This is a genomic window from Mycetocola sp. CAN_C7, assembly GCF_015752285.1.
Lineage (GTDB): Bacteria > Actinomycetota > Actinomycetes > Actinomycetales > Microbacteriaceae > Mycetocola_A.
On record NZ_JADOUY010000004.1, the window covers coordinates 177548 to 193283 of the forward strand.

A 15736-nucleotide genomic window follows, 5' to 3' on the forward strand; every position below is an offset into this window, starting at 1 on the left:
GTGGGTTCCTGGCCGTAGCGACGGATGAACGCGGGTGCCGGGAACGGGTGCGGATGAACGCCGTGTCTGCTCAACTGCGAAGCCGCCCGAGGTAAAACCGAACGGGCAGGTGACGGATGCCCCGGGGAATTCTGGGCCAGACGAAACGGATGACGCGAAGCATCCGATCGAACCGGCGCTGTTGCCGTTGCGTCCATCGGAAGCCGAACGGTTCTCGGAGTCGTTGAGGCAGCAGCCCGGCCGTCACCAGACGCACGGTGGGCAGGAGCGCCCGCACCCACAGCGGAGCAGCACGCGCCATGAGGAGCTCCCTGGAGACAGCGCGGGCTTCTTCCGTCACGTGGAGGTCGTCGATGTGTCGGTCGAACCAGGCACGGAAGTGCGTACGGGTTTCCGGCCAGAGGTCGGCAGGCATTTGCAGTGCCGTTCCGATGATCGCGTACTCCGCGTACACCTCTTCGGCCGCTTCGTCCTCGAGTGGACCGTGGACGAGGTCGTGAACCCGGGTGGCAGTGTCGTACAGGGTCGCGGCGACCCAGAGTTGCAGGTGGGGGTCGAAAGCGGAATAGGAGGGAGCATCCGCCGAGCGCTCGCCTGCCACAGGACCATGGGCCCGGTTCACCTGCCTGGACACGAGAGCTCGCTCAGCGTCGGTTCCGTACACCTGGGTGTAGACGAAGGTGAGCGTGGCATGAAGCCGGTCGAGAGGGCGGGAAGAAAAGTCGCTGTGAGCTGCAACACCGGCGCCGACCGCCGGATCCGCGATCTGCAGCAGGATTGCCCGGCCGCCACCGGCGATCAGGACGGCATCGCCGGCGATGTCGCGCAGAGTGCTCACCCGGGACACTGTAGTCCAGCCCCCTGCGCAGCGTGCCCGCGGTTCGCCCTGACGAAGTAGAGTGGAACCGGCCAAAATTCTCTCGGCATCGAGATACCTGACGCCGGGGGCCCGCCACCTCACGCGAACATCAGCAATGCACTCAGCGGAACGGAAACCCACGTGGATCTTTACGAATACCAGGCACGAGACCTGTTCGAAAAATACGAGGTCCCGGTGTTGCCGGGTATCGTCGCCGAATCGCCGGAGGAGGTGCGCGCCGCAGCCGAAAAGCTCGGTGGAGTCGTCGTCGTCAAGGCCCAGGTGAAGGTCGGCGGCCGCGGCAAGGCCGGCGGCGTCAAAGTGGCGAAGACGCCCGATGAGGCATTCGAGGCGGCGAAGGCCATCCTCGGACTCGACATCAAGGGTCACGTCGTCAAGCGCGTCATGGTCGCCGGCGGCGCCCGCATCGCCCAGGAGTTCTACTTCTCTGTGTTACTCGACCGGGCCAACCGTTCCTACCTCTCGCTCACCAGCGTCGAGGGTGGAGTCGAAATCGAGGTCCTCGCCGTCGAACGGCCCGAGGCTCTCGCCCGCATCGAGATCGACCCGATCGACGGCATCGACGCCGCGAAGGCGCACGAGATCGCGGTTGCGGCGAACTTCCCGGCTGAGCTCGTCGACAAGGTCGCCGACGTCTTCGTGAAGCTCTACAACGTCTACATCGGCGAAGACGCCACGCTCGTCGAGGTCAACCCGCTCGTCCTCACCGAGGAAGGCGACATCATCGCCCTCGACGGTAAGGTCTCGCTCGACGAGAACGCCGGATTCCGTCACCCCTCACACGAGAAGCTCGAAGACAAGGACGCCGCAGACCCGCTCGAGGCAAAAGCCAAGGCAAGCGACCTCAACTACGTCAAACTCGACGGTGAAGTCGGCGTCATCGGAAACGGTGCAGGACTGGTCATGTCGACCCTCGACGTCGTCGCATACGCCGGCGAGAGCCACGGTGGCGTGAAGCCCGCCAACTTCCTCGACATCGGCGGCGGAGCATCCGCAGAGGTCATGGCTGCCGGCCTCGACGTCATCCTCGGCGACCCGCAGGTGAAGAGCGTCTTCGTCAACGTCTTCGGCGGCATCACCGCATGCGACGCTGTAGCGAAGGGCATCGTCGGCGCCCTCGCCGAACTCGGTTCAGCCGCCAACAAGCCCCTCGTCGTCCGCCTCGACGGCAACAACGTCGACGAAGGCCGCCGCATCCTCAACGAGGCCAACCACCCGCTGGTCACCCTCGCCGCAACCATGGACGAAGGCGCCGACAAGGCCGCCGAGCTGGCTTCGAAGTAAAAGGACGAACGAAAACATGTCAATTTTCCTCAACAAGGATTCCAAGGTCATCGTCCAGGGCATCACCGGCGGTGAAGGCACCAAGCACACCGCTCTGATGCTCAAGGCAGGCACCAACGTCGTCGGCGGCGTCAACGCGCGCAAGGCCGGCACCACCGTCCTCCACGGTGACGTCGAACTGCCCGTCTTCGGCACCGTCGCGGAGGCGATGGAAAAGACCGGCGCAGACGTGTCGATCGCCTTCGTGCCGCCGGCATTCACCAAGAATGCTGTGATCGAAGCCATCGACGCTGAGATCCCCCTGCTCGTCATCATCACCGAGGGAGTCCCTGTCGGCGATTCGGCCGAATTCTGGGCCTACGCGCAGAAGAAGGGCAACACGACCCGGATCATCGGCCCGAACTGCCCCGGCATCATCACCCCTGGTGAGGCTCTCGTCGGAATCACCCCCGCGAACATCACGGGCAAGGGTCCGATCGGACTCGTCTCCAAGTCGGGCACCCTGACCTACCAGATGATGTACGAACTTCGTGAGATCGGGTTCTCGACGGCGATCGGCATCGGCGGAGACCCAATCATCGGTACCACGCACATCGACGCCCTCGCCGCGTTCGAGGCCGACCCCGAAACCCAGGCGATCGTCATGATCGGTGAGATCGGTGGAGACGCTGAAGAGCGTGCCGCCGACTACATCAAGGCGCACGTCACCAAGCCCGTCGTCGGATACGTCGCCGGTTTCACCGCACCTGAGGGCAAGACCATGGGCCACGCCGGCGCCATCGTCTCCGGCTCTGCCGGCACGGCTGCAGCCAAGCAGGAAGCTCTCGAGGCTGCGGGCGTCAAGGTCGGCAAGACCCCGTCTGAGGCAGCACGCCTCATGCGCGAGATCATCGCCGGACTCTAGCCCGACCGCGTTCGCGCACCGAAGGGCGGCAGGAAACTGCCGCCCTTCGTCGTGTTCCGGCCGGGGTTCCGGCTAACGGCCAGCTAAACTTCGAGTCGAATGAACCGCACAACGACAGCCCTGCTCGCCGCGCTCGAGGCCCTCATCACCGTGGCCATCGGCATCGGCATCTCCCTTGTTCCGCTCACCCTGCTGTGGGCCATCGAACACGGATTCTCCGCAGACTGGTTCTCGCTGTGGCGCGCAGCCGTCGACATCTGGCTCCTCGGAAACGGGGTCGCAATCCAGGTCGAACTCCCATCGGCCGTCGTCGCAGGGACCGGTCTACCGGCAGCGGCCGACCCGTTCACCGTCAGTCTCGCCCCGCTCGCCCTCACCCTGTTCTCGGTGGTCATGGGCGCGCGCGCCGGAGTACGGGCTGCGGCCACACGGTACTGGCAGAGCGCCGTGGCGGCCGGAATCGGCACCGTTGTCGTGCTGGCCACCGTCACTGCCGTCAGCGCTGCCGACCGTGCTCTCAGCCCGTCACTTGCCCAGGCCGTGATCTTCCCTGCGCTCGTCTACGGACTCGGTCTCGCCATCGGAGTCGTTCGCGGGTGGCACCGGATGCCGGCCGGCCACGATGGCAGGATCGGTCGCCTTGCCGAGCGGATCCAGGACCGGCTCGACGAGAAGTTCGACCGGTTCGACCGGGCGGTGGTCGGTGCTGCCCTCCGCGGGGGAGTCGCAGCAGTCACCGGCATCGTCGGGGTGTCAGCCGTGCTCCTCGGCCTGCTCATCCTCGGAAACTTCGGTCTCGTGACGAGTCTGTACCAGAGCGCCCAGCTCGGGGTCGCCGGGGGTGCGGTGACGACACTGGCCCAGATCGCGTTCGTCCCCAACCTCGTCGTCTGGGCGGCCTCGTGGCTCGTTGGCCCCGGATTCGCCCTCGGCACCGGGAGTTCCATCTCTCCGGTGAACACGATCGTCGGACCGATTCCCGGGCTCCCGATTCTCGGCGCTGTCCCGAGCGGCGACCTCACCTTCGGATTCCTCGGTCTCCTCGTTCCCGTCGCGATCGGATTCCTCGCGGCAACCCTGGTGCGACCGCGCCTCATCGCCGCCCTCCGCGGGCGCCCGCTGGTCGGGCGTCTCCTGCTCGCGGCCGTCGGCATCGGTGTGGTGTCCGGTGTGATGCTCGGATTGCTCGCCTGGTTCGCGGGCGGAGCCGTCGGGCCCGGGCGACTCGTCGACGTCGGGCCGAACCCCTGGCTTGTCGCCGCGTTCACCGCCGTCGAAGTGAGTGTCGCCGCCGCGATCGGTATGGCATCCGGTTCGACGTCGTCTGGTGAGCGCCACGCGCCCGTCTCCCTCCGGACCGCAGACCGTTCCCGCTGAGCGGCGCGACATCTGGCTGGGCGACCGGGCGCTCACCGGTAGAATCGGCCTGTGCTGAAAATCGTCGTGCTGATCTCGGGCACGGGGTCCAACCTCCGTGCTCTCCTTGACGCCTCCGCCGACGCGGCCTACCCCGCGCGCGTGGTCGCGGTCGGGGCTGACCGCGAGGCACCCGGCCTGCAGCACGCCGAAGCGTACGGCATCCCGTCATTCACGGTGCCGTACGGCTCGTACGATTCCCGCGCGGCCTGGGGTGATGCGCTCCTCGAGCAGATCCGGGTCTGGGAACCGGACCTCGTTGTTCTCAGCGGTCTGATGCGCCTCGTGCCGCCGAAGGTCGTCGACGCGCTGGCGCCGAACCTCATCAACACCCACCCGGCCTACCTGCCTGAGTTCCCCGGCGCCCACGGTGTTCGCGACGCCATCCGCGCCGGTGTCGACCAGACCGGAGCATCCATCATCGTCGTCGACAACGGAGTCGACCAGGGTCCGATCATCGTGCAGGAACGCGTCCCAGTGCTCCCCGGTGACACCGAACACGAACTTCATGAACGCATCAAACCCGTCGAGCGGCGGCTGCTGGTGCAGACCGTGCTCGACATCGCCAACGGACTCGACCTCACCGCGCTGTCGACCCGTCTTCCCGCCTCAATCAAGGAGTAACCATGGCAGGCCCCAGTCACGACAAGAGCCTCTACCGGGAACGCGACATCGTCCCCATCAAACGCGCGCTGATCTCGGTCAGCGACAAGACCGGCCTCATCGACCTGGCCCGGTCGCTCGCCGGAGCGGGCATCGAGATCGTCTCGACGGGTTCGACCGCGCAGACGATCAGAACCGCCGGCTTCGATGTCGTCGACGTCGCCAACGTCACCGGCTTCCCTGAATCGCTCGACGGCCGGGTCAAGACGCTGCACCCGTCGGTGCACGCCGGGCTCCTCGCCGACCTCAGGCTGGCTTCGCACGAGCAGCAACTCGACGACCTCGGCGTCGAGCCGTTCCAGCTGGTCGTCGTCAACCTGTATCCGTTCGTCGAAACCGTCGCCAGTGGTGCGGAGAACGACGACGTGGTCGAGCAGATCGACATCGGGGGACCCGCGATGGTCCGGGCCGCAGCGAAGAACCATCCGAACGTGGCCATCGTCGTGTCTCCGGCCAGTTACGCGGAAGTCATCGAGGCGGTGAACACCGGCGGTACGACACTCGCACAGCGGCGTGAATTCGCCGCGAGGGCGTTCTCACACACCGCCGCATACGACACTGCCGTCGCCGGCTGGTTCACCGACACCGCTGAAGGCTTCGGGGCCTCGCTGACGATCCAGGCCGAACTCGCGCACGTTCTTCGCTACGGCGAGAACTCCCACCAGGAAGCAGCGCTGTACCTCCGCTCAGGCGGCCAGGGCATCGCGCAGGCGACACAGCTGAACGGCAAGGAGATGAGCTACAACAACTTCGTCGACGCTGACGCCGCCGTGCGCGCCGCCTACGACTTCACCGAGCCGGCCGTTGCCATCATCAAGCACGCCAACCCGTGCGGCATCGCGGTCGCAGCGCCGAAAGCCCCTGATGCCATCGCCAGCGCACACAGCCGTGCGCACGCGTGCGACCCGGTGTCGGCGTTCGGTGGTGTCATCGCCGCCAACCGCATGGTCACGCTCAAGATGGCCGAAACGATCAAGGAGATCTTCACCGAGGTGCTCGTCGCCCCCGGCTTCGACGAGGATGCGCTCGACGTGCTGCGGACGAAGAAGAACCTCCGAATCCTCCGACTGCCCGAGGGCTTCACGCCTGAGCCCCTCGAGGCCAAGCAGGTGTCAGGCGGCATCCTCGTCCAGCAGGCTGACCGCTTCCCCCGCGAATCGGTCAGCTCGACCTGGACGCTCGCGGCCGGCGAACCGGCAGACGCCGAGACGCTCGCCGACCTCGCCTTTGCGTGGAAGGCCTGCCGTTCGGTGAAATCGAATGCCATCCTGCTCGCCAGCCATGGAGCATCCGTCGGTGTCGGAATGGGACAGGTGAACCGGGTCGACTCCTGCCAGCTCGCCGTCACCCGCGCGGGCGACCGTGCCGCCGGATCCGTGGCCGCGTCCGACGCGTTCTTCCCGTTCGCCGACGGTCTGCAGGTGCTTCTCGACGCCGGGGTCCGCGCCGTCGTGCAGCCGGGCGGTTCCGTCCGCGACCCTGAGGTCATCGCGGCAGCCCAGGCTGCCGGCGTGACCATGTATTTCACCGGAGAGCGCCACTTCTTCCACTGAGTCGGGTATGAACCGGCCGGGAGACTCCTGAGTCGTCTCCTGTGGGTGTCGCACGCGCACCGTGCCACTCCCGCAGGAGGCTAGGCTCGAGCCCATGACTGTTTCGTGGGGCCGACGGCTCGTTTCTTCCGCTCTGGCCGCTCTCTCCGTCGGTGTGGTCACGCACGCGGCGAGCGTGTTCATCTTCTTCATCGCCCAGGAGTACCAGGCGGCGGTGATCGGCCAGGTCAGCGACTTCTACTTCCTTGCCACCGTGTTCAGCGTTGTGCTGCTGTTCGTCTTCGGGATCGTCGGCGGGATGACACGCTGGTACACGGCGCTGGCAGCAGGGCTCTTCACCGGAATCGTCGCCTGCCTCATCGGAACAGGCATCACCACCGTCGCAGGAGGGTTCGCCCTCGACGCCGAGACGATCAGTTACCTCTGGAGCACCTTCGTCAGCATCAACGGTGTCTACGTCGTCGTCATCACCGTCCTCGCCGCGACCATCGGCCGGGCCGTCTACAACCGCATCGCAGGCGGGCGCAGTGCGGTCCCGGTCGCCGAGCGACGCATCGCCCTCGTCCGGATGCCCGCAGCGAACCTCGCCGACGGCCAGCTGACTCACCTCGAACGCTCAGACGTCGACACCGAGCTCGCCGACAAGCAGTGGGACGGATACGTCTCTGCTCTCGAGGAAAACGGCTGGACGACCCGCGAGGTCGGCTTCGCCGATTCACTGCCGGATTCCGTCTTCGTCGAGGACACCCTGGTGCTCCTCGGCGGCACCGCCGTGGTCACCCGCGCGGGAACCGACAGCCGCCGCGGTGAAACCGAGGCCGCTGAAGAGACGGCTACGGACCTCGGTCTCACCATCGAACGCATCATGAGCCCGGGAACGCTCGAGGGCGGCGACGTGCTCAAGGTCGGTTCGACCCTGTACGTGGGCCGTTCCAGCCGGAGCAACGCCGACGGCATCCGGCAGCTCCGCGCGATCGCAGCACCACTCGGGTATTCGGTCGTGGCCGTTCCGGTCACCCGGGCGCTCCATCTGAAGTCCACCATGACAGCGTTGCCAGACGGAACGATCATCGGTCACCCCGACCTCGTCGACGACCCGGCCTTCTTTCCGCATTTCCTCGCTGTTCCCGAGCGCGAAGGCGTTGCCGTCGTCGCACTGTCAGATGACACGGTGCTGCTGTCGTCGTCGGCCCCGGCAACGGCTGCCCTGCTCGAAGACCGCGGGTACACGGTGGTCAGCGTCGACGTCAGCGAATTCGAGAAGCTCGAGGGCTGCGTCACCTGCCTGTCGGTCCGCGTGCGCTGAGCCGAAAATAGTTCTTGCCCCTCGGTGCGATCCGGGCATAGGGTAAAAGGCTGTCGCGGTTCAGCGCCTGGTCGTTCGTTCGACCGGCGGCGTGCTGCAGGGGGCAGCAGAGCAGAAAGAACTGTGGTTCGAGGAGGACTGTCATGACGTATCACATCGCCGCGCCGACATCAGGGTCGACGGTATCGCGTGTCTCAGTCCGTGGTGCACTCGCCGTGCGCCGACCGGCCGTCGTGGGTGCCTGACCCGGCTTCTCCGCGCCGAAGCGCGGCCCGCTGAATTCCGGTAGTCCGGAATCCCTCGCCATCGTTCGACGTTCACCACAGGTGAGCACCCCCGCATTCCGGGAACATACCGCGCTGCCTTTCTGCCGGCAGCGCACGGAAGAGAAGTCCTCACATGCCTCGTCTCACTGACGACAAGAAGTCCCATAAGTCCGAGCTGTCGACAGCCGCAGCGCTGTGGCGCATCCTGCCGTATGCGCGCAAAGCCCTGCCGCGCATCGCGCTCGGCATGGTCGCCGCGCTCGGTGCCGGCCTCGTCGCGCTCGGAATTCCGCTGATCCTCGAAGCCCTCGTCGACGGTCCACTGGCGACCGGTGACACCTCACAGATCTGGTGGGCGGTGCTTGCCGTACTCGGGCTCGGTGTGCTCGAAGCCATCATGATCGCGCTCCGGCGGTGGTTTGTTCTCAAGCCGGGAACATATGTCGAGGCCGGAATGCGCAACGCGCTGTACGCCCGGCTTCAGGACCTGCCGGTGTCGTTCCACGACCGGTGGCAGTCGGGTCAGTTGCTCTCCCGCGCGGTCAGCGACCTCAACCTCATCAGGCGGTGGTTGTCGTTCGGCCTCGTCCTTCTCGTCGTCAACACGGTCACCATCGTCATCGGCGCCGTCGTGTTGTTCTACTGGCACTGGCTGCTCGGCACGATCTTCCTCGTGCTCGCTGTGCCGATCTGGATCTACGGGTTCGTCTTCGAGAAGAAGTACTCGGTCATCGCCCGTCGCAGCCAGGACCAGGCGGGTGACCTCGCGACCGCCGTCGAAGAGTCCGTTCACGGCATCCGGGTGCTCAAGGCGTTCGGCCGGGGAAAGTACGCGCTGCGCAATTTCGAGTCGCAGGCGGAGAGCCTGCGCGGCACCGAGATCGAGAAGGCCAAGGCCATCGCCGGTATCTGGCTGTGGCTGCTGCTCCTGCCAGACGTCGCATTCGCACTCTGCCTGCTCACCGGGGTGTGGCTGGCGTCGACCGGCGAGATCTCGGTCGGCCAGTTGTTCGCGTTCTTCGCCACGGCGACCGTTCTCCGCTTCCCGATCGAGTCGATCGGCTTCCTGCTCTCGATGACCTTCGACACGCGGACAGCGACCGACCGCTTCTTCGAGGTGCTCGACACCCCGAACTCGATCACCGACCCGGAACATCCGAAGACCATCCGAGACCCGCGCGGCCGGCTCAGCTTCGAGGACACCCACTTCCGGTACCAGGATTCGCCCGAACGCTTCCCCGACCTGCTCGACGGCGTCACCCTGACGCTCGAGCCGGGGGAGACCATGGCGCTCGTCGGACTGACAGGGTCGGGCAAGTCGACGCTGACCGCGCTCACCACACGGCTCTACGACGTGACCGGCGGCGCCGTGAAGCTCGATGGGGTGGACGTTCGCGACCTCACCCGCGAGGAACTTCGCAGGCACATCGCCATGGCCTTCGAAGACGCGATCCTGTTCTCGGCGTCCGTTCGGGAGAACGTCCTTCTCGGCCGGGGTGATCTCGACCCCCGCAGTCCTGAGGCCGAGGCCGTGCTCGACGAGGCGCTCGACATCGCGCAGGCCAACTTCGTCCGCGACCTGCCTGAGGGCGTCGAAACCCGGGTCGGTGAAGAGGGACTCAGTCTCTCGGGCGGGCAGCGTCAGCGACTGGCGCTCGCCCGTGCGGTGGCAGCCAGGCCGGCCGTCCTCGTGCTCGACGACCCGCTCTCAGCGCTCGACGTCGACACCGAAGCGCTCGTGGAAGCGGCGCTGCGCCGCGTGCTCGCCTCGACGACGGCTCTCATCGTCGCTCACCGTCCGTCGACGGTGATGCTGGCCGACCGGGTCGCCCTGCTTGAAAACGGCCGCGTGACCGCTGTCGGACGACACAGCGCACTCCTCGCGACGAACGAGCACTACAAGTTCGTGATCTCCAGCCTTGAAGACGAAGAGAAACGCGAAGCAGCAGATCAGATCGACAAGAGACTCGATGAATCGACGGCCGACGCCGATTCCGTGGAGGCGGGAGCATGACCAACACCTCAGTCCAGGGCGTCGAAGGCGAAGAGCGCGACGACTTCAGCACAAGCGAGAGCGCCCAGATCCGGTCGCGCTCGCTGCGGCTGCTCGGGTCGCTGCTGCGCCCATTGCGACTGCGGGTCGTGCTCACCATGCTCGTCGTCGTCGTGTCGACGGCCGCACAGGTGGCCGGACCGGCACTGATCGCGTTCGGCATCGACAGGGGGCTGCCGGCGGTTCTCGAGCAGAACGACTGGATGCCAGCGTTCCTCATCGTCGGGATCTACCTCGTGACCGGTATCGCCGGTGCCGGCCTGATCGCCTGGTACACGGTGCTCAGCGCCCGGATCAGCCAGACGATCCTCATCGACCTGCGCAAACGGGTGTTCCTCCAGACCCAGAAACTGAGCCTCGAGTTCCACGAGAGCTACACGTCCGGGCGGATCATCTCGCGCCAGACCAGCGACCTCGACGCCATCAGGGAACTCCTCGACTCCGGCATCAACCAGCTCGTCTCCGGGTTTCTCTACATGCTGTTCACGGGCATCGCGTTGTTCCTTCTCGACGGCACCAGCGGCCTCGTGCTGCTCGGGGCGCTGATTCCGCTGTACATCCTGACCCGGTGGTTCCAGAAACGCTCGCAGGTGCTGTTCAGGCAGTCGCGCGTGCAATCGGCCCGAGTCATCGTGCAGTTCGTCGAAACGATGACCGGCATTCGTGCCGTGAAGGCGTTCCGCAAGGAGAAGCGCAACGAGAAGGAGTTCGGTGCGATCGTCGAGGACTACCGCGACGTCAACGCGCGGGTGATCCAGCTGTTCGGGGTCTTCGACCCCGGCCTTGTGCTCATCGGGAACGTCGCCGTCGCGACGGTGCTGCTCATCGGTGCCTTCAGGGTGGTCGACGGTTCGCTCGCCATCGGTGCGCTGCTCGCTGTGGTGCTGTACACCCGCCGGTTCTTCGACCCGATGGAGGAGATGGCGATGTTCTACAACTCCTACCAGTCTGCAGCGGCAGCTCTGGAGAAGATCTCCGGCGTGCTCGAGGAGAAGCCGACCGTTCCTGACCCCATCGAACCCATCGACCTCTGGACGGCTCGCGGACACGTGAGCTTCGACGCGGTCACCTTCGCATACAAGGGCGACACGGTCGTTCTGCCCGAGTTCACCCTCGACATCCCCGCCGGACAGACCATCGCGCTCGTCGGTTCGACCGGCGCGGGCAAGTCGACGCTCGCGAAGCTCATCTCGCGCTTCTACGACCCGACAGACGGAACGGTGACGCTCGACGACGTCGACCTGCGAGACCTCCATCCCAAGGACCTGCGGCGAGCCATCGTCATGGTCACCCAGGAGGCGTACCTGTTCTCCGGCTCGGTCGCAGACAACATCGCAATCGGAAAACCGGATGCCACTCGTGACGAGATCACGGCGGCCGCGCGGGCGGTCGGCGCCGACACGTTCATTCGTGCGCTGCCGAACGGCTACGAAACCGACGTGAACAAGCGGGGCGGCCGGGTGTCAGCCGGGCAGCGGCAGCTCATCTCGTTCGCCAGGGCATTCCTGGCCGATCCGTCCGTTCTCATCCTCGACGAGGCCACCGCTTCACTCGACATCCCGAGCGAGCGGCTGGTACAGGAAGCGTTGCAGACGCTGCTCGCCGACCGTACGGCCGTGATCATCGCCCACCGGTTGTCGACGGTGGCGATCGCCGACCGTGTGCTCGTGATGGAGCACGGCCGCATCGTGGAGGACGGCACCCCGCGCGACCTCATCTCGGGCACCGGACGGTTCGCACAACTGCACGCGGCCTGGCGGGACTCGTTGGTCTAGTTCGGGGGCGCACGATTGTCAGGGCCGATGCTGCGAAAGCATCCTGATAACCGTGCGATCTCCTGTACCTCACACGAACGCGGATGCCGCCAGTCGGTAACCGCCGTCGGCCCGCGTGGCGAGCGGGGTCGCCTCCGCGCGGTAGTGCTCGAGCGCTTCGGAATCGTGGCCGGACGGAGGGAGTCCTCCCGCCCTGACCACGCGCCACCAGGGAACCTCACTGCCGTGGTGCGCCAGAACGCGTCCGACGCCGCGGGCCGATCGGGAGCCGAACGTGGCGGCAACCTGGCCGTAGCTCATCACGCGCCCGGGCGGAATCGTCGCGACGACATCGAGGACGGCGTCGACGAAGTCGTCCGGAGACATCCGCTCGTCGTCAGAGCGTGCGGACACCGATGGTTTCGCCGTACTGGGTCTCTCCGACCGGCTCGAAACCGACGCGCAGGAAGAAGGCTTCAGGGCCGGATTCCCCGGGCTCATAGATCACGTTGACATGATCGAAGCCGCGTTTCGCCGCCTCCTCGCTCAGCGCTTTGACGGCATACGTGCCGACCCCGCGACCCTGGTCGTCTGCATCGACATTGATTCGCCAGAGAATGCTGGCAAACTCGTCCTGCCCGTCCTGGTCGAAATTGGCCTGCACGAATCCGACGACTTCCTCGCCGTCGAGGATGACCCGCTGCCAGCTGGTCTCCGGGTTGACGACGGCAGCCGCGACCGAATACGACACCGGGGCGACGAACTGTTCCTGGCCGGGCTTGAGTGTGAGCGCGTTCACAGCGACGATCGTTGAGGCGGACAGTTCTTCAAGTCTGAGCTCAGGCATGGTTCAAGGGTATCCGGAAGCGCCTGAGATCGGGTAGCAGCGTTACTTTCCGCGTCGTCGAGATCTCTCGATATCAAGACAGTTGCCGCTCTCGGGTAAGCTTGTCCGCGGCCCGTCAGGCCCCACAAGCTAGGAGCTCTCCATTGTCAAAAATTAAGGTTGAAGGCACCGTCGTCGAACTCGACGGCGACGAGATGACCCGCATCATCTGGCAGTCCATCAAGGACACCCTGATCCACCCGTACCTCGACGTGAACCTCGAGTACTACGATCTCGGCATCGAGAAGCGCGACGAGACCGACGACCAGATCACCATCGACGCTGCGCACGCCATCCAGAAGCACGGCGTCGGCGTCAAGTGCGCGACCATCACGCCGGACGAGGCCCGTGTCGAGGAGTTCGGCCTGAAGAAGATGTGGAGAAGCCCGAACGGGACCATCCGCAACATCCTCGGTGGCGTCATCTTCCGCGAGCCGATCATCATCTCGAACATCCCGCGCCTGGTTCCCGGCTGGAACAAGCCGATCATCATCGGCCGTCACGCGTTCGGCGACCAGTACCGCGCCACCGACTTCCTGTTCAAGGGCAAGGGCACGCTCACCGTCGAGTTCACTCCCGAAGACGGTTCGGAGCCGCAGAAGTTCGAGGTCTTCCAGTCGCCTGGCGACGGTATCGCCCAGGTGCAGTACAACCTCGACGCGTCCATCCGTGACTTCGCCCGTGCGAGCCTCAACTACGGTCTCACCCGCAACTACCCGGTGTACCTCTCCACGAAGAACACCATCCTCAAGGCATACGACGGCCGGTTCAAGGACATCTTCCAGGAGATCTTCGACGCCGAGTTCAAGGAGCAGTTCGACGCTGCAGGGCTGACATACGAGCACCGTCTCATCGACGACATGGTTGCCTCAGCCATGAAGTGGGAGGGCGGCTACGTCTGGGCGTGCAAGAACTACGACGGCGACGTGCAGTCCGACACCGTCGCACAGGGCTTCGGCTCGCTGGGTCTCATGACGAGCGTGCTCGCGACTCCAGACGGCAGGGTCGTCGAGGCCGAGGCCGCACACGGGACAGTGACCCGTCACTACCGCATGCACCAGCAGGGCAAGCCGACGTCGACCAACCCGATCGCGTCGATCTTCGCCTGGACCCGCGGGCTCTCGCACCGCGGCAAGCTGGACGGCAACGATGCGCTCATCGAGTTCGCCAACACCCTCGAAGACGTCGTCATCAAGACCGTCGAGTCGGGCAAGATGACCAAAGACCTCGCGCTCCTTGTCGGCCCCGAACAGGCCTACCAGACCACCGAGGAATTCCTCGCTGAGATCACGGCGAACCTCAAGGCCCGCCTGGGCTGACACCCCGGAAACACGAAATGCCCCCGATCACCTGATCGGGGGCATTTTCGTTTTTCGGCCGGGGAGTCAGGCTCCGCAGACCTCCTGCACGTCGGTGAAGGTCGTTTCGATGTCGCCGAGAGCATCGGTGAGCGCGTCGGAGTCGACGTTGGCCTGGTCGGCTGCCGCTTTCTCCATCTCGGCGGCGAAAGCATCCAGTGCCTTCTCTGCCTTGTCGGTCGTGGTCTTGACCTCGGTGTTCGAGATCTTGCCGTTCGCGTCGGAGAACGCCGTTGCGAGATCGTCAACGGCGGTCGCGCCGGCCTCGGGGTCGTTGCCGAACTCGGCGACGCTCGCGCTCAGGTCTTCCTGCGCCTGAACCATGGTGGTCTGAACGATGGAGCAGGCGTCAGCCGTGCTCTGGCCGCCGGCGCACCCGGTGAGCAGAAGCCCGCCGACGGCGACGACACCGAGAACGGATGCTGTTCTGAAGCGATTTCTGGGCACGGAGAATCCTCTGGTCGATGGGAGGGAATCCGAAAACACTAGCAGCAGGGTCCGGGAGCAAACCGAGAGCCGCCTTCTGCCAGACTGAGAACAATCAACGGGGAAGGCAGGCGACTGTGGCAGAAGTAGTGATCGTCGGGAACGCGCAGGCGGCCGGGGAACTCGTCGCGGATGCGATCGCCGCGCTGATAACACGCAAGCCAGATGCCGTACTCGGCCTCGCCACCGGATCGACGCCGTTGCCGGTCTACCAGGCTCTCGCGCAACGCGCAGGCGGCCTCGAGCTCGCCGGGGTGTCCGGCTTCGCGCTCGACGAGTACGTCGGCCTGGCCGTGTCACATCCGGAGAGCTACCGCTCGGTGATCACCCGCGAGGTCGTCGAACCGATCGGTCTCGATCCCCACAGGATCCACGTGCCGGACGGACGCTCCGAAACCATCGAGTCAGCCGGATCCGACTACGAGAAAGCCCTGGTGGCTGCCGGGGGAGTCGACCTGCAGATCCTCGGTGTCGGCACAGACGGACACATCGGATTCAACGAGCCCGGTTCGTCGTTCGCGTCACTCACCCGGGTGAAAACCCTGACGGAACAGACCCGTCGAGACAATGCGCGCTTCTTCGACTCCCCCGATCAGGTTCCGATGCACTGCATCACCCAGGGTCTCGGGACGATCCTCCGGGCACGGCACCTGGTGCTGCTCGCGTTCGGCGAAGGAAAAGCGGATGCCATCGCCGCGTCGCTCGAAGGACCTCTGGCCGCCATGGTTCCCGGGTCAGCGATCCAGTTGCACCCGCACGCAACGGTGGTCGTTGATGAAGCGGCGGCATCGAAGCTCCGGCTCGCGGACTACTACCGCTACACCTACGCCAACAAGCCCGGGTGGCAGGGCATCTAGACGAGGTCGCGTGGCCGAGATGGCCGGGGGTCGCCGTCTCGTGGTCGGGATTGCCTGTGTCCGGGCTGCC

The 15736-nt window shown here is 65.7% G+C and carries 14 protein-coding genes; 10 read left to right on the plus strand and 4 right to left on the minus strand.

Translation table 11 applies throughout. The annotated features are described in order from the left end of the window. Nucleotides 1-70: 70 nt before the first annotated feature. Nucleotides 71-838 (minus strand): oxygenase MpaB family protein, encoded by a 768-nt coding sequence (locus IWX78_RS10235; protein ID WP_196833430.1) that lies wholly within the window; start codon nt 836-838, stop codon nt 71-73. A 162-nt stretch (nt 839-1000) separates the two neighbouring features. Here IWX78_RS10235 and sucC point away from each other — a divergent pair, with 162 nt between their 5' ends. From sucC to IWX78_RS10275, 8 genes are all read left to right on the plus strand, one after another. After that, a complete protein-coding gene (gene sucC, locus IWX78_RS10240) occupies nt 1001-2164 on the plus strand; it encodes an ADP-forming succinate--CoA ligase subunit beta (RefSeq protein WP_196833431.1) in 1164 nt (387 codons plus the stop codon). Between the two features lie 16 nt (nt 2165-2180). Beyond that, complete coding sequence (sucD, locus tag IWX78_RS10245; RefSeq protein ID WP_196833432.1) at nt 2181-3068, plus strand: succinate--CoA ligase subunit alpha; 888 nt, start codon at nt 2181-2183, stop codon at nt 3066-3068. Nucleotides 3069-3167: 99 nt separating this feature from the next. Continuing rightward, nucleotides 3168-4445 (plus strand): cell division protein PerM, encoded by a 1278-nt coding sequence (locus IWX78_RS10250; protein WP_196833433.1) that lies wholly within the window; start codon nt 3168-3170, stop codon nt 4443-4445. A 51-nt stretch (nt 4446-4496) separates the two neighbouring features. Then, nucleotides 4497-5108 (plus strand): phosphoribosylglycinamide formyltransferase, encoded by a 612-nt coding sequence (purN, locus tag IWX78_RS10255; protein WP_196833434.1) that lies wholly within the window; start codon nt 4497-4499, stop codon nt 5106-5108. Nucleotides 5109-5110: 2 nt separating this feature from the next. Next, complete coding sequence (gene purH / locus IWX78_RS10260; protein WP_196833435.1) at nt 5111-6700, plus strand: bifunctional phosphoribosylaminoimidazolecarboxamide formyltransferase/IMP cyclohydrolase; 1590 nt, start codon at nt 5111-5113, stop codon at nt 6698-6700. A gap of 94 nt (nt 6701-6794) precedes the next feature. Beyond that, nucleotides 6795-8006 (plus strand): dimethylargininase, encoded by a 1212-nt coding sequence (ddaH, locus tag IWX78_RS10265; protein WP_196833436.1) that lies wholly within the window; start codon nt 6795-6797, stop codon nt 8004-8006. 399 nt (nt 8007-8405) lie between these two features. Further along, a complete protein-coding gene (locus IWX78_RS10270; RefSeq protein WP_196833437.1) occupies nt 8406-10286 on the plus strand; it encodes an ABC transporter ATP-binding protein in 1881 nt (626 codons plus the stop codon). Beyond that, nucleotides 10283-12100: an ABC transporter ATP-binding protein gene (locus tag IWX78_RS10275; RefSeq protein ID WP_196833438.1), complete on the plus strand. Its 1818-nt coding sequence runs from the start codon at nt 10283-10285 to the stop codon at nt 12098-12100. The genes IWX78_RS10270 and IWX78_RS10275 overlap by 4 nt, the downstream gene beginning before the upstream one ends. A gap of 69 nt (nt 12101-12169) precedes the next feature. On the opposite strand, the gene IWX78_RS10280 is transcribed toward IWX78_RS10275, so the two are convergent. Next, on the minus strand, nt 12170-12493 hold the full coding sequence (locus IWX78_RS10280; RefSeq protein ID WP_442929238.1) for an MGMT family protein: 324 nt from the start codon (nt 12491-12493) through the stop codon (nt 12170-12172). Then, nucleotides 12477-12926 (minus strand): GNAT family N-acetyltransferase, encoded by a 450-nt coding sequence (locus IWX78_RS10285; protein ID WP_196833439.1) that lies wholly within the window; start codon nt 12924-12926, stop codon nt 12477-12479. Before IWX78_RS10285 ends, IWX78_RS10280 begins: the two co-directional genes overlap by 17 nt. A gap of 143 nt (nt 12927-13069) precedes the next feature. Here IWX78_RS10285 and IWX78_RS10290 point away from each other — a divergent pair, with 143 nt between their 5' ends. Further along, nucleotides 13070-14284 carry an NADP-dependent isocitrate dehydrogenase gene (locus IWX78_RS10290; RefSeq protein WP_196833440.1) on the plus strand — a complete coding sequence of 405 codons (1215 nt, stop codon included), beginning with the start codon at nt 13070-13072 and terminating at the stop codon, nt 14282-14284. A 66-nt stretch (nt 14285-14350) separates the two neighbouring features. Here IWX78_RS10290 and IWX78_RS10295 read toward each other — a convergent pair whose 3' ends face one another. Then, complete coding sequence (locus IWX78_RS10295) at nt 14351-14770, minus strand: hypothetical protein (RefSeq protein ID WP_196833441.1); 420 nt, start codon at nt 14768-14770, stop codon at nt 14351-14353. Between the two features lie 116 nt (nt 14771-14886). Between IWX78_RS10295 and IWX78_RS10300 the strand changes: the two genes are divergently transcribed. Then, the gene (locus IWX78_RS10300) at nt 14887-15666 is read left to right on the plus strand and encodes a glucosamine-6-phosphate deaminase (RefSeq protein WP_334684679.1); all 780 of its coding nucleotides are present in this window, start codon (nt 14887-14889) and stop codon (nt 15664-15666) included. The last annotated feature ends 70 nt before the right edge of the window (nt 15667-15736 follow it).